This is a genomic window from Roseovarius litorisediminis (genome assembly GCF_900172295.1).
Lineage (GTDB): Bacteria > Pseudomonadota > Alphaproteobacteria > Rhodobacterales > Rhodobacteraceae > Roseovarius > Roseovarius litorisediminis.
Genome location: NZ_FWFL01000002.1, coordinates 488,444 through 506,458, shown reverse-complemented (window position 1 = coordinate 506,458; position 18,015 = coordinate 488,444). Strand labels below are relative to the sequence as shown.

The window sequence follows — 18,015 nt, the reverse complement described above, 5'->3', positions numbered from 1 at the left end:
CCGCCCAAGGGGCGATTCTCCCTGCGCTACAGGGTGCGGCTTTCACAGTCGGCGTCAACTTTTTCCTGAACATTTCCCAAATCTTACGAATTGTAACAGCGCGCCCTGTCCGTAAGCGAAGACTTGACATGCAGCTTTCGCATCCAGAAACGTGGAACCCCACACAGATTTCGCCAGCAAAAGGGGTAAAGCTGCCGATGCAGATTGAATTCTGGTTCGAGTTCGCCTCGACCTATTCTTATCTCAGCGCCATGCGCCTGCCAAAAGAAGCCGCCAAGGCGGGCGTCTCGGTACGCTGGCGACCATTTCTTCTGGGTCCGATCTTTGCCGCGCAAGGCTGGAATACCTCGCCGTTCCGTATCTATCCTGCCAAGGGCAAGTACATGTGGCGCGACATGGAGCGGCGCTCGCAGGCGCTTGGCCTGCCGCTCGCATGGTCCGATACCTTCCCGCAAAACAGCGTGCTGGCGTCGCGCGTGGCGCAACTGGCCTTGCAGACCGATCAGGGCGTCGCCTTTTGCCAGGCCGTTTATACTGCCGAATTCGGACAGGGCCATGACATCTCGCAAACGCCCGTGATCGCCGATTGCCTGGCGCAATCCGGCCTGCCCGCCGACCTGATCGACCGCGCCCTGCAGGACGACAACAAGCTGGCCCTGCGCCGCACGAACGAAGAAGCGGCCAGACGCAGTATTTTCGGGGCGCCCAGTTTTATGGTCGGTGACGAACTTTTCTGGGGTGACGACCGGCTTGACGATGCCTTGGAATGGGCATTGAAACATGTCTGACGCCAGCCACACGCAGAAAATGACAACTGCGGGGCTGAACCTGATTCAGCAGGCGCTGACGGTCTATGACCGCGACCTGAAACTGGCTGTCTGCAATCGCCGCTTTCAGGAAATGTTCGATCTGCCGGATAACCTGGTTACACTTGGGGCCGATTTTGCCGACACGATCAGCTATCTGGCGCAGCGCGGCGATTACGGCGATGTCGAAGATCTGGACGAGTTTGTGCGTACCCGTGTCGATCAAGCCCGCGCATTCGAACCGCATTATATGGAGCGCACCCGCGCGAATGGCCGAATGATCAGCGTCGAAGGCACCCCCCTGCCGCAAGGCGGCTGGGTAACCGTCTATACCGACATCACCCGCACGAAACGCCAGGAGGAACTGCTGCGCGCCCGGTCCGCGGAGCTGTCAGACCAGCTTTCCGGCTACTCTGAGGAATTAACCGCAACCAACCGTCAGCTTGAGGCGACAATTACCGCTCTGGAAGAGGCCAAGCGCCAGCTGACCGCGTCCGAGGCCCGCACCCGGCTTACCACCGAAATGATGCCTGCCCATATCGCCCATGTGGATGCCGAGCGGCGGTATACCTATTCCAACCGGCGGCTGACCTCGGTCATGCCGGGCTCGAAATCCGAGTTGATCGGCGTTCATGCGGCGCAGGTTCTGGGGCCGCAGCCCTGGTCGGTCATCGGGCCGCACCTGGATAAGGCCTATGCCGGGCAACCGTCGGTTTTTGAGTTCACCCACGACCCAAGTTCGCGCCGCATCCGCGTGGCGCTTACGCCAGATCATTCTACCGGCGGTGTCTACATCCTGTCGATGGACATCACTGAAGAAAGCCAGACGCGCGCCGCCCTGCAACAAACCCGACGCCGCGAAATGGCCGCACAACTGACCAGTGGTCTGGCGCATGACTTTGCAAACCTTTTGACAATTATCCTTGGCATGCAGGCCAAACTGCAACGCATGCCCCTTCCCGGTGCGGCCGACGAACTGATCAATGCAACGCTGGCAGCAGCGCGCCGGGGCGGCAGCCTGCTAAACCGGATTGCCGATATGACAGGCCATCGCGAACATGAACCCGTGGCAACAGATCTGGCAGCCTTTCTGTCCGACCTCGGCCCGCTGGCCCGCTCGACGTTGCGGCCTGGGGTGTCTTTCAACGTGACCAACTTGACCGACGGGGACAGCTATCTGCTGGATACCGGGATGTTGCAGGATTCGCTTCTGAACCTCGTTCTTAACGCTCGCGATGCCTGTGGCGAAGTCGGAGAAATTGAACTGATCGCCCGGACGGTTCAGCGCACCTGGATCGAATTTACCATCATTGACACCGGCGCAGGTTTTTCTGAACAAGCGCTTAAACATGCGCTGGACCCGTTCTTTACCACCAAGGGCGGCGAAGGTTCGGGGCTGGGCCTGTCCATGGTCTATGACATGACCAAACTGGCCGGAGGACAGGTGCACCTGTCCAACACCGATACCGGCGGCCGCGTCACCCTGCGCCTGCCCCTTCGCCCGGTCAATCTACACAGTGCCCCCGGTCTTATCCTGCTGGTTGAAGACAGCCCTGATTTGCGTTCAACCGTGCGTGAAATGTTGCGCGAAGCCGGTCATTCGGTAATCGAGGCCGCCAGCGTGGACGAGGCTTTGTCCCTACTGTCCGAGCTTTCAGAAATCTCGGCCCTCTTGTCAGATATCTCGCTTGAAGGCGACAAGACCGGACTCGAGTTGATTGCAAGCCTGCCCGCCGGTCATTGTCCGGCCTATCTGATGACATCTCTACCGCCAGATGACCCGCTACATCGTGCTGCCACTGCCCTTGTACCCGTGCTGCGCAAACCCTTCACTGACGCCCAGCTTAACGCCCTTCTCAGCACCGGATTGCCATCATGACCGCCCCCCTTGTGACCATCCTTGACGACGAGCCCGCCATTCGCACCATGTTGTCGGATGCGCTGGAAGACGCGGGTTTTCGCACCATGACCTTTGGCCGCGCAACCGAATTTGAGGCCGCCTTGCGCACGACCACGCCAGACGTGTGTCTGGTGGACCTGTCGCTGCCCGACCGCGACGGGCTGACACTGGTGCACCGGCTGGCGCTGGAACAGGGGGCAACCGTGATCATAATCTCGGGCCGTGCACAGGTGCAGGACCGGGTGACCGGACTGGAACTGGGGGCTGATGACTATATCATCAAGCCTTTTGACCCCGCCGAGGTCGTTGCCCGCATCAGGGCCCGCCTGCGCCGTGGCACGACCACGCCTCAGACCGGAGAAACCGCGCATTTCAACGGGTGGGTTGCCCATTTCGACCGCTACATTCTGGAAGACCAGACCGGACAGGAAACCCCCTTTTCCCACGCAGAAGGTGAAGTGCTGCGCCTCTTTCTGGAACGCCCCAAACGCCTGATCTCGCGTCAGTCAATGCAGGAAGTACTTGGCGGCGCCGCCGGTGAAAGCTTTGACCGGGCGATGGACGTGCGTATTTCTCGCCTGCGCACCAAATTGCGTGAAGACCCCAAAAACCCAAGGCTGATCAAAACCATCTACGGCGCGGGCTATATTTTTCTGGGCGATGTTAGCTGGGTTTGACTGAAAAAACTGCGCGACCCGGCCCGCTATCTTAGTGACGTTCGGCAAGGCTTTGGCCCTGGCATCATGTGAACCGAAGCCGGATCAGGCGCCTTCCACCTCGGCCCAAAGGCTGCGCAGGTGTCCGGGCAGTTCGCGGGCTGTGACGGCTGCCTCTCGCACCAGATAATCAAAATGCCCGGTGATCGCCTGAACCCGTTCGGTATCGCGAAAAGCCATGTAGTTTTGCCCGATATAAAGCACTGCCAGAAGCGGGCCGAAAATGGTGAGCGGTGACGAATAAATCCGCCGTGCATCATACAGGTATATGCGCAGACGCGGATAAAGTTGCTGGCTTACCTCAAGCAGATAGGTCACCTGTTCCTGCCGGACCGCTTTGGGCAGGCTGGCGTAATAGCCCTCGCCATGGACAAAACTGTGCAATTCGAAAAGCGGCAGTGCAATTTCATAATCCGAATGGGCACCGCGTATCCAGCTTAACCTGTCCTCTGAAGCACCTATGGCCTGATCGGCACTGCGCGCCAGATGCGGGGCGTATTCCCATTCCAGCATCGCGCGCGTCTTGAGCATATCGGGCAGACCCGCGGGAACGTGGCGAATTTTGTAACCTGCGGCCTCTTTGTGCCACTGAAAAATCTGCTCGTCCACCAAAGCACGGGGCGCCTCTGTCAGCGACAGCGTATTGGCCAGAATGTCAGCAGCCGTTTCAGGCCGGTCCGTAAGGCCCAGCAACCAATCTGCCGAAACGCCAAGTGCCGCCGCGCATTCCCCGACGACCTGCGCATTGGGCAGGCGCGCCCCGGCCCCCTTCAACAACTGAGAGATAGTGGAACGATCAACGCCAACCGCACGCGCCAAAGCACTTTGGTTGGTGCCGCGGTCACGCATGGCATCTCCCAAGCGGGTGCGGAACAGGTCAGCGCGCAGTCGTTTGTCGGTTTTATATGGCATGTGATGATTTTTATCATCGTTGCAGGTAAATGTTAACTATAAACGAAATGCCCTGTCTTCCTTTTCTGTCGTAACGCTTTTGTGAAACAAACTCTGGGAAGCGGAATGGAATCGCGGCAACGCACAATGGTCAAGGCGCTTGTATGGAATGCTATTGGCCTGATGATGATGAGCCTTGTCGGCTTGATCATGACCGGTTCAACCTCTGTCGGCGCGGCCATGGCGCTGATCAATACAGCCATCGGGCTAAGCACCTACGTGGTTTACGAGCGCATCTGGGCCAATATCCGTTGGGGTCGCTCTCATGGGTAAAATGCCCCGGGTGAAAGTTGAATTGCCGACGCTTGCACTGGTCGTGATCTGTTACGCGGGCTGGATGACTTCCACCACTTGGGCAACGGTCCTGTGGCTGCCCTTGGGCATGGTTCTGACCACGGTCTTCATTGCCCTGCATTCGTCGCTGACCCACGAAGCTCTGCACGGGCATCCATTTCGGGTCAAAGCATTGAACGAAACGCTTGTGTTCCCGTGTTTGGGACTGTTCGTGCCCTATCAGCGCTTTCGCGACACCCACCTTGCACACCATCAGGACTCGCGGCTGACAGATCCTTATGACGACCCCGAATCCAACTATATGGATCCAAAGGTCTGGGCCAGATTGTCACGTCCCCTGCAGCGCATTTTGATGTTCAACAACACGCTGTTCGGGCGGTTGTTGGTGGGGCCGCTGGTGGGACAGATTTCCTTTATGACCGCCGACTGGCGCGCCATCCGCAGCGGCGACCGAACGACGTTGAAAGGATGGCTTTGGCAGATCCCTGCAGTGCTTCCGGTTTTGGTCTGGGTGGTCTGGACACCAATGCCGCTCTGGGCCTATCTTCTGTCGGCCTATGCCGGGTTGTCCATCCTCAAGATTCGTACGTTTCTGGAGCATCGGGCCCACGAACACACTACGGGACGGACCGTTGTTATCGAGGACCGCGGGTTCTTGGCGTTGATTTTTCTCAACAACAATTATCACGTGGTACATCACCTGCACCCCAAGGCGGCATGGTACACGTTGCCCCGTCTGTTCGCCGAGAACCGCGAGACCTTTCTGACCCGCAATGACAGTTACCACTACCGGTCTTACGGGCAGATTTTCCGGCGCCATTTCTGGCGCGCCAAGGATCCGGTGCCGCATCCGCTCTGGCCTAAGCCGTAAATTGGGTGCATGACGGGCCTCATGCAGGCCTGGATACTTCTTTCAATTGCGGCGGCGGCGTTTCAGACGCTGCGTTTCATGCTGCAAAAACACCTCAGCATGGGCACGCTCAGCACCGGCGGGGCCACGCTGGCGCGGTTTTTCTATTCGATGCCTTTCGTGGTCAGCATGACGGTGGCCTATCTTTGGTGGTCGGGCGTGGGCCTGCCGCCCCTGTCGGGCTGGTTCTGGGTCTATGCGATGACCGGCGGGCTAAGCCAGATTCTGGCGACATGGTGCGTTGTGGCGCTGTTCTCGCAGCGCAATTTCGCCGTCGGCATCACCTTCAAGAAAACCGAAGTTGTGCAGACCGCCCTTGTCGGCCTTGTGGTGCTGGGCGATCGGGTGTCGCTGATGGGGCTGGGGGCCATTGTGCTGGGCTTGGCGGGCGTACTGATCCTGTCGGACACGCCGGGGCTGTCGGGGCGCTGGCACCGGCGGATTTTCAATCGCGCGGCGGGGCTGGGCCTGGCGGGTGGGGCGCTTTTTGCCATCTCTGCGGTGGGGTACCGCGGGGCCACCCTTGAAATCGCCAGCGACGATCCTTTGCTGCGCGCCCTTTGCACGCTGGCCGTGGTGACCACCTCGCAGGCGGTGGCGATGACCATCTGGCTGATGTGGCGCGAGGCCGGGCAAATGGCCCGTGTCTGGGCGGCGCGGCGCACGGCGGTCTGGATGGGGATCACCGGACTGGGTGGCAGCCTGTGCTGGTTCACCGCCTTTACCCTGCAAAACGCGGCCTATGTTTTTGCCGTAGGGCAGGTCGAGGTGATCTTTTCGCTATTTGCCTCGGTACTGTTTTTCAGCGAAAAACTCACACGCCGCGAAGGTGCGGGCATCGCGCTGATTACTCTGTCAGTCCTTGCGGTAGCTCTTTTCCTCTGAGCCGCAAGAACAGGCTTGCCTCGTCATCGTTGCGAAAGAACGGCACCGTCTGCGGCGGGGCGGGGTCGTGGGCGCGGGCCTCGACCTCGGCCAGAACAACCTCGGTGATGAACGGCAGGTCAAACTCGCGCGCGCGGGTCAAGGGTACCCATTGCAGGTGCGAAAGCTCGTCACAGGCGGCACTGAAATCATCCAGGTCGCTGGCAATCTCATCGGCATCCACCAGAAAGAACCGCGCGTCAAACCGGCGCGGGCGACCGGGCGGGGTGATGGCGCGAAAGACAAACTGCAGGGGATGGGCCGCAGGCAGATGGCCGCGGTCGGCAAACCCTGTCCAGTCTTCGGGCACGGCACCGGGCCAGATGCCGGGCTGGCCAAGGATCAGGCCGGTTTCCTCCCACAACTCGCGGATGGCGGCGGCGGCAAGGGCGTGCGACAGGTCGACCTCGCTGTCTTCGCGCAGGCGCTCGGCGCAGACACCGGGAAGGGGGCTGGCCAAAGGCACGGACGCGTCGGCGGTATCGACCGCGCCGCCGGGAAAGACAAATTTGTTGGGCATGAAGGCCGCACTTGCCCCGCGCTGTCCCATCAGCACATGCGGATCACCCAGACGGTCGCGCAGGGCAATCACCGTGGCGGCGTTTCGAATAGCGGATTTGTCGATGCTCATTACACCCCTTTCAATCGTGAAAGGATCAGGTGCCGCCCCCGAACCCATGCATCAGCCTGGCCCATTGAAACGCCACAACCGCCCCTTTCAGTCGGGGCAGAAGGTATAGCGACAGGGTGACACTGCCAACCGCGAATATGGTGAACAGCACCAAAGGTTCTGGCCGCCACGTTTCAAACACTACCAACAGCAGCGGCGCCACAATATGGCCGACAATCAGAATCGTCAGATAGGCGGGGCCGTCATCTGCGCGCTGATGCGACAGATCCTCGCGACAGACGGTGCAGGTATCGCGCACCTTCAGATAGCTTTTCATCAACGGGCCGCTGCCGCAATTCGGGCATTTGCGGCGAAATCCCTTGGTTAGCGCGGGCCAAAGCGCGCGCTCTTCACTATTTACCGTTTGGTCGGTCATTTGAATCCCCGTGTCGACATCCCCGGTAATTGGGGCAGAAAGCCTCAAATATAAAGGTATCATCGCACTGTTGCGTCCCGATGTCGCAAATTGGGGCGCTATATCGGCAGACGGCGACGGAATTTGTGGCGTTGCGCGTACCAGTTTCAGGCGCGGCCCTTACCGGCCCCGTTCCAGAACAGGAAAATGATCACTCTTAAGGAGAGAATAGATGAAAAGACAGTTGTTGGTTTCAGGAGTTGTTGCAGCAGCCATTGCGGCCACTTCGACCTTTGCGATTGCTCAGCAGGCAGGACAGGGTGGCATGCGCCAGGGCCCTGCCTTTGATTTTGACGAACTGGACGCAGATGGCGATGGCAAGGTGACGCCGGAAGAGATGCAAGCACGCGCACAGGAGCGTTTCACAGCCGCCGATACTGATGGTGACGGTGCCATCTCAACCGAAGAAATGATCGCGCGCATGCAATCCCGTATGGCCGAGCGCATGGCGGCCCGTGCCAAGATGATGATGGAGGCGCGTGATGCCAACAACGATGGCAAGGTCACTATGGACGAGATGCAGCCACAGATGATGGGGCGCATGTTCGAAATGCATGACAGCGATGGCGACGGTGCGATTTCTCAAGAAGAGTTTGCAGCAATCAAAAAGATGCACCACCGCGGCAAGATGAAAGACGGCTCAGGGAAAGGCATGTCTAGGATGAATGGCCACAAACGCGAAGGTCGCGGATATGATCAGCACGATCATTATGGTAGGGAACATGGCTATCACGGGCATCATGATGGTCACGGGCATCATGATGATCACCATCACCACGACCACCACGATCACCACGATCACCACCGCCATCACTAACCGTTAATCAGCGCTTCCCGTCGGCAGGGGTTAAGTCTCTGCCGGCCTTGCGATTAACTTTCGCTGTGTGCAGGATACAGCTTGTGGAAAATGGACATGCCGCTTGATGCCATGACTGATGTATCCGACGAGGCATTGCTGGTGCTGTTCGCCAACGGCGATCAAATGGCCGCGCGGGCGTTGACCTTGCGATTCACGCCAAAGGTTATGGCACATGCCTATCGCCTGCTCGGCAATCACGCCGAGGCCGAGGACGTCACGCAGGAATCAATGCTAAGGCTGTGGAAGATCGCCCCGGACTGGCGACAAGGCGAGGCCAAGATCAGCACCTGGCTATACCGTGTGGTGGCCAATCTGTGCACCGACCGACTGCGGCGCAAACCGGGTCTGGCGCTGGATGCCGTGCCCGAGCCCGAGGATAACGCGCCGGGCGTGACCGAACGGATACAGGACCACACCCGCGAAGTGGCCTTGCAAAAGGCACTGAACCAACTGCCTGAAAGGCAGCGTCAGGCGGTTGTGCTGCGTCATATCGAGGGGCTGACCAACCCCGAGATCGCAGCAATCATGGAGATCAGCACCGAGGCCGTCGAAAGCCTGACAGCACGGGGCAAACGAACGCTGGCCGCCAAACTGGCGGGGCAACGCAATGAATTGGGGTATAGCGATGACTGAACGAAAGTTTGATCCGGTGGATCTGGACCACCTTTTTGCCAGAGTTCGCGAGCATCCGGCGCAACCCTCGGCCGATTTGATGAAGCGCGTTTTGACAGACGCATATGACGCGCAAGCAGCGGTTACGCCGGTGACCGCCCCTCAATTACCTGGCGCGCCCTGGCTGCTGCAGGTTTTCCGTGAACTTGGAGGCTGGCCCTCGATGGCGGGCCTTACCACAGCCGCTTTGGTTGGGGTCTGGTTGGGGATCAGCCCGCCAGACGGGCTTGTCGCGACGGCCGATAGCTTTTTTGGAACTGACGATGACGCCTATCTGATTGACGTTGCCCCCGAGGCCACCTTCGAGATTGCAGAAGGATTCCTTCAATGACGACACAGCCTGAAAACAAGAAATCGACCGGGGCAAAGCCCTGGCTGCGCGTTTTATTTGTCGCCTCTCTGGCGCTCAATCTTGTCGTGCTGGGCGCCGTTGGCAGTGCGATGCTTATGCGGGACAAATGGCATGCACGCCATCCATCCCGCCTGGATATGGTCGGTGGCCCGCTGACCCGCGCCCTAAACGATAAGGACCGCCGGGCCATTGGACAGCAAATGCGGCAGGCCTATCGCGACGGGCATCCGACCCGGCAACAGCAGCGCGAGGAGTTCCAATTGTTAATTGCAGACCTGAAAGCCGAGCCTTTTGTCCCCGATGCCGTCCGGGCGCGCATGTCAAATCAACGCGTCGCCTTCAAGGACAGACTGGAACTGGGGCAAACGATATTGCTGGAACGTCTGGCGCAAATGAGTCCGGCTGAACGCAAGGCCTATGCTGACCGCTTGCAGGAAAGCGTTCGAGGCCACTGGTCACGACATAAGGACTGGAAAGAATAAAGGCATTTGAACAACCATGGCCGCCTGCCGTACAAAGCGTCTCAGAAACCGAGCATGAACTTATGCGGCAGAGAGCGCGCACACTGTTACGGTGTTTCGCCCATGTGCCTTTGAACCATAGAGCGCGCGGTCTGCCTGATCCAGCAACGATTCGACAGTCGGTGCAAGACATCCGGCACCCGGCACAGCCATCGTGACACCGATGCTGATCGTTATACCGATCGGATCCATCCGCCCCGGAACACTGATCGGGGTTCGTTGAATGATCCGGCAAAGCCGGCTGGCCGTCTGACGGGCCTGTGCACGCGTACTATTTGGGGTGACGATCAGAAATTCCTCGCCACCGATGCGGGCCAGCATGTCGTCTTCGCGCAAACTGGCCCGTAGCTGGCTGGCAACCCCTTTAAGCACCTGATCACCCGCGGCGTGCCCATAGGTGTCATTAATATTCTTGAAGTGATCCAGATCAGCAACCATCACTGCAAATGTTTCGGTTTCATGATCCAATGTATCAATCAGCCGTTTCAGAAAGGGCAAGGCATAGCGGCGGTTGTGGACACCGGTCAGCGGGTCGATCACGGCGGCGTTCAACCCAAGCTGCAACTGGTCGCGCATCTGGTCCGCCATGTGCTTGTGGTGCATTTGATTGGACAGGCGCAGCAACAGTTCCTTCAGATCTTCGACCCCACACATGACGTCATTCGCCCCCATATCAAGAACGGTTGCCGCCAATGACCTGGAAGAGGGCTCTAATATAGCAATGATCGGGCAATTCCGGGTGCGCCGGGCCGCCTTGAGTTCGGCCAACAGGCGCAGGCCGTCGTCAACATCTTCACTGTCTATTCCCAGGATAAACACATCTGGCACATCAGTGCCCTCTGCAAGTCCTACCGCAGACTCTGCATTCAGCGCCACAAAGGCATGTTGACCACTGGCTGAAAGTGCAGAAAACAGCGCCATCGCTTTGTTCTGTTTGCGGGAGACAAGCGCAACACGCCCATTCCTTTGAAAGTGGCCTTGTACCTCTGCAAAACCAAGCGCATGTGCCGTACCAGCATGAATTCTAAGATCTTTGTCGATATTTCCCTGCCGCAACAAGCTGCGCAGACGCGCCAGCAGAAACGTTTCATCCAAAGGATTGCATAATACGTCATCAGCCCCGGCCGACAGCGCGGCAATCCGATCTTCGGCTTTCACGCTTGGCAGGATCAGGACAACAGGCGTTTTTGCTGTAGTTTCAAGCTTGCGAACAGCTTTTATAAAAGTCGGCCCCTCAAAATCTGTAAGTTTGGCACTGGCCAAAATCAGGTCGGGGCACTCTGCTGCAATAATCCGAAGCGCATCTGCGCCGGTTTTTGCCTGAAGAACATCGTAATACGCCGACGATAACTTTACCTTCAACACAATCCTGTTGGTGGCCAGTTCATCGACGATTAGAATTTTACCGGACATCGGCAGCCCGCCTTTCCGACTTGCCCTTTTCGCTAAGCTGACTATCCATTTAAGAGGTTAAGAAAACCTTTCTGGGAATTTAAGACTCGTGACCAATAAGCAGGAATTCGCCGAGACTGTCGGCTTGCAATGTCTGGCCTGGCTGGTCAGCAATGAGGACCTTTTGCCAGTCTTCATGGGCGCAACCGGCGTTTCAAAAGCCGACATCAAGGAACGCGCCCAGGACCCCGACTTTCTGGCCTCGGTTCTGGACTTTCTGATGATGGATGATGCCTGGGTTGTCGCCTTCTGCGATGCGAACGGATTATCGAACGAAACCCCCATGCGGGCGCGGGCCGCATTGCCGGGTGGCATGCAGGTGGAGTGGACATGAATAAAATTCTCAGGCCTGTTTCGGGCAGGGCAGATGGTATCTTGTTTGACAAGGACGGAACGCTCTTTGACTTTCACATGACCTGGAATGCCTGGGCCGGTGACGTTATTCGCGAGCTCGCCAGCGGTGACCCCGAGCTGATTGTTCAGGTTGCCGGTGTAATTGATTTCGACCTTGATGCCGGCAGCATTTTACCATCCAGCATCGCGATCGCCGAAACCAACCGGCACATTGCCGAGGCCATTGCGACAGTTCTGCCAGACCGCGGTGTTGACGATATCGAGCAGTTCCTTGTGGATAGCGCCGCCAGCGCCCCATTGTCGCCCGCCGTGCCACTGGCACCCTTTCTTGCCGGTCTCGTCGGCCAGGGCCTTGCCTTGGGCGTGATGACCAATGACAGCGAATACGGGGCGCGCGCGCATTTAAGGTCGGCCGGGGTTGAAGCCCATTTCAGTTTCGTCGCCGGCTTTGATTCCGGATTCGGGGCGAAACCGGCGCCCGATCCGCTTTTGGCCTTCGCACGGTCTCAGGGGCTGACACCCAGCCGGGTGGCCATGGTGGGCGACAGCATTCACGACCTGATGGCAGGCCGGGCCGCAGGCATGCAGACTGTTGGCGTATTAACCGGCCCTGCCAGCGGAGATGATCTGGCACCATTTGCAGATATGGTTTTACCAGATATTGGCCACCTGCCCGGCTGGCTGTCTACGTGACTCAAAGGCCATTTTTCGGAATTTTACTAGCCACGGCCGCTGCGTTGCTGCTGACGCCGGATGCAATGTTTATGCGGATGTCGGACATGTCAGGTTACCAGATGGTAGGCTGGCGCGGCATTTTGATGGGGTCGGTGATGCTGTTGGGCTGGCTGGTCTTCAGCAAGGCAAAGCAGGCCGATCTGGGGGCCCTCTTTTCGGGTACCGGACTGGCGGTCATCTGCTGTCAGTATGTCAACGCGACGCTCTTTGGAATTGGGATCGCGACAGCGCCGGCTTCAATCGTGTTATTCGGGGTTGCGACCGTGCCGGTCTTTGCCGCGATTTTCGCGTATCTGATAATCAAAGAGCCGACGCGCTGCGCGACCTGGCTAACCATTGCCGCTGTAATGACGGGAATCGCCATTGCGGTATTCAGCGACAAGACCGGTATTCCAGAGATGAACCGCGCCTCAGCTTTAGGGGCGCTGGCGGGGCTGGGTGTAGCCATGGCGCTGGCGTTGAATTTTGTTATTCTGCGGGCCCGGCCAAGCCTGCCTATTTTGCTGCTCATTGGATCGGGGGCAATACTGTCTGGATCGACAGGCGTAATCGTGACTGGCCCCGCACAGATGGGGAACGGAACGGTTTGGGCAATTGTGCTGACCGGGGCGGTGATTTTGCCAGTGTCGTTCTTTTCGCTTTCGGTGGCCTCAAGGTATACCCATGCATCAAATGTCAGCTTGATCATGCTGATTGAAACGGTACTGGGTCCTGTCTGGGTCTGGCTTGGCATTGGCGAGGCACCAACGCCCGGAATGATCCTAGGCGGGATGATCGTGGTGGTAAGCCTTGCAATCTATATCTGGCAGGCCAGGCACCAATCGTGATCAATTCCAGGTACTGAGACAAAAACGACCGAGTGCGTCGCAAAGCGGCATACAGATCGAGCTTGCCGGTGTTTCGATAGAAACCAGCAACGCCGGGAGATTACAAAATGGCTGACGCAGGAAATCGCAGAAAACGCGGAGGCGGGCGCGCAGGCAGTGCCGCAAGACGGGGCAGTGCCGCGATCGAACAGATGCCCTGGAACCCGCCAATCAATATTGACCGCCCTACAGAGCCGCTGACTGAAGAGGGCATTCAGGCCGTTCATGATGGTGCCATGCGTATCCTCGAGGAGATCGGAATTGAAATTCTGAATCCCGAAGCGCTTGAAATCCTGCGCAGCTCGGGGGGCTGCACGATCGACGGTGAAAACGTGCGGATGGGGCGCGATTTCGTAATGGACATGGTGGCCAAGGCCCCAAGCCAGTGGACGATCACGCCACGTAATCCTGACCGTCAGATCACCATCGGCGGCAAACACCTGAACTTTGGAAATGTGTCATCACCGCCCTCCTACTGGGATATGCACCTGGGCAAAAAGGTTACCGGCACACGCGAGATGTGCCAGAATCTTCTGAAGCTCAGCCAGTATTTCAATTGTGTTCATTTTGTCGGCGGTTACCCTGTTGAGCCGCAGGACGTTCATGCCAGCATCCGCCATCTGGATGTGTTGTATGACAAACTGACCCTGACCGACAAAGTGGCGCATGCCTATTGTCTGGGCAAAGAACGCGTCGAAGACGTGATGGAGATGGTGCGCATCGCTGGCGGCCTGAACCATGAGGAATTCGAAGCCTCACCTCATATGTACACCAATATCAACTCGACCTCGCCGCTCAAGCACGACTTCCCGATGCTGGACGGCTGGATGCGTCTGGCACGGCGCAATCAGGGCCTTGTTGTAACCCCCTTTACATTGGCCGGAGCTATGGCACCGGTCACGATGTCAGGCGCCGTGGCGCAGTCTTTGGCCGAAGCGCTGATAGCGGTGGTGCTGGCACAGATCATCCGGCCTGGTGCGTGCTGTGCGATCGGCACGTTTACATCGAATGTGGATATGAAATCGGGCGCCCCGGCCTTTGGCACCCCGGAATACATGCGTGCCACACAGATGACCGGGCAGATGGCTCGTTTCTACGGCCTGCCGATGCGCGCCAGCGGGGTGTGTGCAGCCAATGTGCCCGATGGGCAAGCGGTGTGGGAAACCTCGAACAGCCTGTGGTCCGCAGTCCAGTCAGGGGCGCACATGGTCTATCACGCAGCCGGCTGGCTTGAGGGTGGATTGATAGCCAGCCCCGAAAAATTTGTCATGGATTGCGAAATTCTGCAGCAAATCCAGCGTTATATGGACCCGAAACTGTTTGCGACCACACCGGATGACATTGCCATTGACGCGGTGAAAGAGGTCGGCGATCAGGGCCATTTCTTTGGAATCCAACACACTCAGGACCGGTATACCACGGCCTTTTACCAACCTTTCCTGTCTGACTGGCGCAACTACGAAGCCTGGGAAGCCGCCGGAAGCGTTTGGACGCCACAACGCGCGCATCAGGTTTTCAAAGACATCATTGCAAGTTTTGAACCGCCTCCGATGGATTCGGATATCTGGGAAGAACTGGCGGCTTTTGTTGAGCGCCGGAAGGCCGAAGGCGGGGCGCCCACGGATTTCTGAGCTGGAAAAACCGGCCGGGGTGGTGGCGTCTGTGCGAACCACCCCGGCTGTGTATTTCAGACCAGAACCCTTAGATCAGAGCAGCCAGAACCACGACACATTATTGCGCGGCCATTTGCCCTTGTGCTGCTTCGACCTTGACCGCAGAGAATTTGAACTCGGGGATTTTGCCATAAGGGTCCACAGCCGGGTTGGTCAGGATATTCGCTGCCGCCTCAACATAAGCAAAGGGCAGGAACACCATGTCAGGCGCGATCGCCCGGTCGGCGCGGGCCATGATCTCGATACTGCCCCGCTTGGTGGTCAGGCGCACATGATCGCCCGGCTCCACCCCTAGCTTGCGCAGCGTACTGGGATGCATCGAGCAGTTGGCCTCGGGCTCGACCGCATCCAGAACCGTTGCCCGCCGGGTCATCGAACCGGTGTGCCAATGCTCCAGCTGCCGCCCTGTCGTCAGAATCATCGGATAGTCGGCATCGGGTGTGTCATCAGGCGCTATCACTGAGGCCGGGGTGAACCTGGCCCGCCCCTCGGGACGCGGAAAACCATCACCAAACACAATCGCCTGACCGGGATCCGTTGGCGACAGTGATGGGTAGGTCACCGCATTTTCACCCTGCAAACGATCCCAGGTAATGTTGTTCAGCGATTTCATGTTCAGCTTCATCTCGGCAAAAACATCCGCCGGGCTGTCATAGTGCCATGCCAGCCCCATGCGCTGCGCCAGATCCACCGTGATCGCCCAATCCTCGCGCGCTTCACCCGGGGGCGGAACGGCGCGGCGGCCCATCTGAACCTGCCGGTTGGTATTTGTAACGGTGCCGGATTTTTCAAAGAACGCACTGGCAGGCAGGATCACATCGGCATAGTTTGCCGTTTCAGTGATAAAGATATCCTGCACAACCAGATGTTCGAGCTTGGCCAGCGCGTCACGCGCATGTTCAACATCCGGATCCGACATAGCGGGGTTTTCACCCAGAATATACATGCCGCGGGTATTGCCAGCATGCACATCATCCATGATCTCGGTCACGGTCAGGCCCTTTTCAGCGCTGAAATCTTCCGCCCCCCAGACGCTGGTAAAGGCGCTGCGAACGCCGTCATCGGTCACAGTCTGATAATCCGGCAGGAACATCGGGATCAGCCCCGCATCTGACGCGCCCTGCACATTGTTCTGGCCGCGTAGCGGGTGCAAGCCCGCACCGGGGCGGCCCACCTGCCCGGTCATCAGCGCAAGACTGATAAGGCAACGCGAATTATCCGTGCCGTGGATATGCTGGCTGACACCCATACCCCAGAAAATCATCGCGGCCTTGGCGCCCGCAAAGGTGCGGGCAACCTCGCGCAGCGTTTCCGCCGGGATGCCACAGATGCCTTCCATTTTTTCGGGGCTGAAATCTGCCAGATGGGCCTTTTCCGCCTCCCAGTTCTCGGTGTAGGCGTCGATATACTGCTGATCGTACAGCTTTTCCTCGACGATCGTGTGCATGATAGCGTTCAGCATGCTTACATCTGCCCCGGGACGGAACTGCAGCATGTGAGTTGCAAACCGGCGCAGACCCACGCCGCGCGGATCCATCACGATCAGCTTGCCACCGCGTTTGGTGAACTGCTTGAAATAGGTCGCCGCGACGGGGTGGTTTTCGATCGGGTTACAGCCGATCGCAATTGCCACATCAGCATTCTCGATCTCGTTGAACGTCGCCGTCACAGCGCCCGAGCCGACGTTTTCGATCAGCGCCGCAACCGACGACGCATGGCACAGCCGGGTGCAGTGATCGACGTTATTATGACCAAAGCCCTGGCGGATGAATTTCTGGAACAGATAAGCCTCTTCGTTGGTGCATTTCGCACTGCCAAAGCCCGCAACCGATTTTCCGCCATGTTCGTCCTTCAGCCGCTTCAGACCGCCAGCCGCAAATTCCATTGCCTCGTCCCAACTGGCTTCGCGGAAATATTCCTGCCAGTTGCCGGGGTCCACATTCAGCCCCTTTGCCGGGGCATCGTCGCGCCGGATCAACGGCTTGGTAAGGCGGTGGGCATGGTGGATGTAGTCGAAACCGAACCGGCCCTTGACACACAAACGCCCTTCGTTCGCAGGTCCGTTGATGCCGTCTACATATTTGACCTTGTTGTCCTTGACCTTCAGGCTGATCTGACATCCGACACCACAGAACGGGCAGATGCTTTCGACTTCACTATCGTAATCTGCGCTGTCGCCCACCTGATTGTCATCCACCACCGTAGAGGGCATCAAAGCGCCCGTCGGGCAGGCCTGCACGCATTCGCCACAGGCCACACAGGTCGAGGCGCCCATCGGATCGGCCATGTCGAATGTCGGGTAAGCGTCATGCCCGCGACCGGCCATGCCAATCACGTCGTTGACCTGTATTTCGCGGCAGGCGCGGACACACAGACCACACTGAATGCAGGCATCCAGATTGACCTTCATCGCCACATGGCTGTCATCCAGCAGCGGAATGCGCCCCTCTTCCAACTTGGGAAAGCGGCTTTCTGAAACGCCCTGCATCGCGGCCATGTCCCAAAGATGCGAGGATTTGTCATGCGCCTGGGCCTGCTCGGGCTGATCGGCCAGCAACATTTCGACAACTAACTTGCGGGCAGTTTCGGCGCGGGCTGAATTGGTCGTGACCTTCATGCCGTCAGTCGCTTCTCGGATGCACGACGCCACCAGCGTGCGTTCACCTTCAACTTCGACCATACAGGCACGGCAATTGCCATCGGGGCGATAGCCGGGTGAAGGTTTGTGGCAAAGGTGCGGTATCACCAAACCCCGGCCATTGGCCACTTCCCAGATCGTCTGGCCTGAATCGGCTTCGACTTCCTTGCCATCGAGGATGAATTTGATCTTGTCAGACATGCGCGCACCTCCTGCTTGCCGCACCATAGACCACGTGCCAGAAAATGGGAGTCCACCAATCCCGACACCTCTCCGCATTTTTACGCCACCGCGGGAAAAGAAGTTT

19 protein-coding genes are annotated in these 18,015 nt (G+C 58.4%); 14 read left to right on the top strand and 5 right to left on the bottom strand.

Annotated elements, in window-relative coordinates; all coding sequences use genetic code 11:
* Positions 1-197: 197 nt before the first annotated feature.
* From PEL8287_RS05825 to PEL8287_RS05815, 3 genes are read left to right on the top strand one after another with little or no spacing between them, the layout of a single operon-like run.
* Positions 198-788 (top strand): 2-hydroxychromene-2-carboxylate isomerase, encoded by a 591-nt coding sequence (locus PEL8287_RS05825; RefSeq protein ID WP_139837706.1) that lies wholly within the window; start codon positions 198-200, stop codon positions 786-788.
* Positions 781-2,685 (top strand): PAS-domain containing protein, encoded by a 1,905-nt coding sequence (locus tag PEL8287_RS05820; protein WP_085891399.1) that lies wholly within the window; start codon positions 781-783, stop codon positions 2,683-2,685. The genes PEL8287_RS05825 and PEL8287_RS05820 overlap by 8 nt, the downstream gene beginning before the upstream one ends.
* Positions 2,682-3,383, top strand: a complete 702-nt coding sequence (locus PEL8287_RS05815) for a response regulator transcription factor (RefSeq protein ID WP_085891398.1) — start codon at positions 2,682-2,684, stop codon at positions 3,381-3,383. Before PEL8287_RS05820 ends, PEL8287_RS05815 begins: the two co-directional genes overlap by 4 nt.
* An 84-nt stretch (positions 3,384-3,467) precedes the next feature.
* On the opposite strand, the gene PEL8287_RS05810 is transcribed toward PEL8287_RS05815, so the two are convergent.
* Entirely contained in the window at positions 3,468-4,334 is an 867-nt protein-coding gene (locus PEL8287_RS05810; protein WP_085891397.1) for a helix-turn-helix domain-containing protein, read from the bottom strand.
* 105 nt (positions 4,335-4,439) lie between these two features.
* Between PEL8287_RS05810 and PEL8287_RS05805 the strand changes: the two genes are divergently transcribed.
* From PEL8287_RS05805 to PEL8287_RS05795, 3 genes are read left to right on the top strand one after another with little or no spacing between them, the layout of a single operon-like run.
* Entirely contained in the window at positions 4,440-4,646 is a 207-nt protein-coding gene (locus PEL8287_RS05805) for a DUF2061 domain-containing protein (protein WP_085891396.1), read from the top strand.
* Positions 4,639-5,538, top strand: a complete 900-nt coding sequence (locus PEL8287_RS05800) for a fatty acid desaturase (RefSeq protein ID WP_085891395.1) — start codon at positions 4,639-4,641, stop codon at positions 5,536-5,538. The genes PEL8287_RS05805 and PEL8287_RS05800 overlap by 8 nt, the downstream gene beginning before the upstream one ends.
* A gap of 21 nt (positions 5,539-5,559) precedes the next feature.
* Positions 5,560-6,462 (top strand): DMT family transporter, encoded by a 903-nt coding sequence (locus PEL8287_RS05795; protein ID WP_085891394.1) that lies wholly within the window; start codon positions 5,560-5,562, stop codon positions 6,460-6,462.
* Here the strand turns inward: PEL8287_RS05795 and PEL8287_RS05790 are convergent.
* The gene (locus PEL8287_RS05790) at positions 6,425-7,132 is read right to left on the bottom strand and encodes an NUDIX hydrolase (RefSeq protein ID WP_085891393.1); all 708 of its coding nucleotides are present in this window, start codon (positions 7,130-7,132) and stop codon (positions 6,425-6,427) included. The genes PEL8287_RS05795 and PEL8287_RS05790 overlap by 38 nt on opposite strands.
* Positions 7,133-7,157: 25 nt before the next feature.
* A complete protein-coding gene (locus tag PEL8287_RS05785) occupies positions 7,158-7,547 on the bottom strand; it encodes a DUF983 domain-containing protein (RefSeq protein ID WP_085891507.1) in 390 nt (129 codons plus the stop codon).
* Positions 7,548-7,758: 211 nt separating this feature from the next.
* Between PEL8287_RS05785 and PEL8287_RS05780 the strand changes: the two genes are divergently transcribed.
* The 4 genes from PEL8287_RS05780 (at position 7,759) to PEL8287_RS05765 (ending at position 9,951) form a co-directional block, all read left to right on the top strand.
* On the top strand, positions 7,759-8,403 hold the full coding sequence (locus PEL8287_RS05780; protein ID WP_176228565.1) for an EF-hand domain-containing protein: 645 nt from the start codon (positions 7,759-7,761) through the stop codon (positions 8,401-8,403).
* Between the two features lie 90 nt (positions 8,404-8,493).
* Positions 8,494-9,078 carry an RNA polymerase sigma factor gene (locus PEL8287_RS05775; RefSeq protein ID WP_085891392.1) on the top strand — a complete coding sequence of 195 codons (585 nt, stop codon included), beginning with the start codon at positions 8,494-8,496 and terminating at the stop codon, positions 9,076-9,078.
* Positions 9,071-9,448 (top strand): hypothetical protein, encoded by a 378-nt coding sequence (locus PEL8287_RS05770; protein WP_085891391.1) that lies wholly within the window; start codon positions 9,071-9,073, stop codon positions 9,446-9,448. The genes PEL8287_RS05775 and PEL8287_RS05770 overlap by 8 nt, the downstream gene beginning before the upstream one ends.
* Positions 9,445-9,951 (top strand): periplasmic heavy metal sensor, encoded by a 507-nt coding sequence (locus PEL8287_RS05765; protein ID WP_085891390.1) that lies wholly within the window; start codon positions 9,445-9,447, stop codon positions 9,949-9,951. Before PEL8287_RS05770 ends, PEL8287_RS05765 begins: the two co-directional genes overlap by 4 nt.
* A 60-nt stretch (positions 9,952-10,011) precedes the next feature.
* On the opposite strand, the gene PEL8287_RS05760 is transcribed toward PEL8287_RS05765, so the two are convergent.
* Entirely contained in the window at positions 10,012-11,403 is a 1,392-nt protein-coding gene (locus PEL8287_RS05760) for a diguanylate cyclase (protein ID WP_235862207.1), read from the bottom strand.
* Between the two features lie 88 nt (positions 11,404-11,491).
* On the opposite strand from PEL8287_RS05760, the gene PEL8287_RS05755 reads away from it, so the two are divergent.
* The 4 genes from PEL8287_RS05755 (at position 11,492) to PEL8287_RS05740 (ending at position 15,028) form a co-directional block, all read left to right on the top strand.
* Positions 11,492-11,776, top strand: coding sequence for a DUF3572 domain-containing protein (locus tag PEL8287_RS05755; RefSeq protein WP_085891389.1), 285 nt, complete (start codon positions 11,492-11,494; stop codon positions 11,774-11,776).
* On the top strand, positions 11,773-12,489 hold the full coding sequence (locus PEL8287_RS05750) for an HAD family hydrolase (protein WP_085891388.1): 717 nt from the start codon (positions 11,773-11,775) through the stop codon (positions 12,487-12,489). The genes PEL8287_RS05755 and PEL8287_RS05750 overlap by 4 nt, the downstream gene beginning before the upstream one ends.
* Positions 12,486-13,358, top strand: coding sequence for a DMT family transporter (locus PEL8287_RS05745; RefSeq protein WP_085891387.1), 873 nt, complete (start codon positions 12,486-12,488; stop codon positions 13,356-13,358). Before PEL8287_RS05750 ends, PEL8287_RS05745 begins: the two co-directional genes overlap by 4 nt.
* Positions 13,359-13,465: 107 nt before the next feature.
* Positions 13,466-15,028 carry a trimethylamine methyltransferase family protein gene (locus PEL8287_RS05740; protein WP_085891386.1) on the top strand — a complete coding sequence of 521 codons (1,563 nt, stop codon included), beginning with the start codon at positions 13,466-13,468 and terminating at the stop codon, positions 15,026-15,028.
* A gap of 100 nt (positions 15,029-15,128) precedes the next feature.
* Here PEL8287_RS05740 and fdhF read toward each other — a convergent pair whose 3' ends face one another.
* Complete coding sequence (gene fdhF, locus PEL8287_RS05735) at positions 15,129-17,909, bottom strand: formate dehydrogenase subunit alpha (RefSeq protein WP_085891385.1); 2,781 nt, start codon at positions 17,907-17,909, stop codon at positions 15,129-15,131.
* Between the last annotated feature and the right edge of the window lie 106 nt (positions 17,910-18,015).

Bases quoted from the DNA above. Each gene is read 5' to 3' on its own strand.
- PEL8287_RS05800 (WP_085891395.1), top strand. From the start codon at position 4,639: ATGGGTAAAATGCCCCGGGTGAAAGTTGAATTGCCGACGCTTGCACTG.
- PEL8287_RS05805 (WP_085891396.1), top strand. From the start codon at position 4,440: ATGGAATCGCGGCAACGCACAATGGTCAAGGCGCTTGTATGGAATGCT.
- PEL8287_RS05770 (WP_085891391.1), top strand. From the start codon at position 9,071: ATGACTGAACGAAAGTTTGATCCGGTGGATCTGGACCACCTTTTTGCC.
- PEL8287_RS05820 (WP_085891399.1), top strand. From the start codon at position 781: ATGTCTGACGCCAGCCACACGCAGAAAATGACAACTGCGGGGCTGAAC.
- PEL8287_RS05825 (WP_139837706.1), top strand. From the start codon at position 198: ATGCAGATTGAATTCTGGTTCGAGTTCGCCTCGACCTATTCTTATCTC.
- PEL8287_RS05810 (WP_085891397.1), bottom strand. From the start codon at position 4,334: ATGCCATATAAAACCGACAAACGACTGCGCGCTGACCTGTTCCGCACC.
- fdhF (WP_085891385.1), bottom strand. From the start codon at position 17,909: ATGTCTGACAAGATCAAATTCATCCTCGATGGCAAGGAAGTCGAAGCC.
- PEL8287_RS05780 (WP_176228565.1), top strand. From the start codon at position 7,759: ATGAAAAGACAGTTGTTGGTTTCAGGAGTTGTTGCAGCAGCCATTGCG.
- PEL8287_RS05760 (WP_235862207.1), bottom strand. From the start codon at position 11,403: ATGTCCGGTAAAATTCTAATCGTCGATGAACTGGCCACCAACAGGATT.
- PEL8287_RS05795 (WP_085891394.1), top strand. From the start codon at position 5,560: ATGCAGGCCTGGATACTTCTTTCAATTGCGGCGGCGGCGTTTCAGACG.
- PEL8287_RS05785 (WP_085891507.1), bottom strand. From the start codon at position 7,547: ATGACCGACCAAACGGTAAATAGTGAAGAGCGCGCGCTTTGGCCCGCG.
- PEL8287_RS05815 (WP_085891398.1), top strand. From the start codon at position 2,682: ATGACCGCCCCCCTTGTGACCATCCTTGACGACGAGCCCGCCATTCGC.
- PEL8287_RS05775 (WP_085891392.1), top strand. From the start codon at position 8,494: ATGGACATGCCGCTTGATGCCATGACTGATGTATCCGACGAGGCATTG.
- PEL8287_RS05750 (WP_085891388.1), top strand. From the start codon at position 11,773: ATGAATAAAATTCTCAGGCCTGTTTCGGGCAGGGCAGATGGTATCTTG.
- PEL8287_RS05790 (WP_085891393.1), bottom strand. From the start codon at position 7,132: ATGAGCATCGACAAATCCGCTATTCGAAACGCCGCCACGGTGATTGCC.
- PEL8287_RS05740 (WP_085891386.1), top strand. From the start codon at position 13,466: ATGGCTGACGCAGGAAATCGCAGAAAACGCGGAGGCGGGCGCGCAGGC.
- PEL8287_RS05765 (WP_085891390.1), top strand. From the start codon at position 9,445: ATGACGACACAGCCTGAAAACAAGAAATCGACCGGGGCAAAGCCCTGG.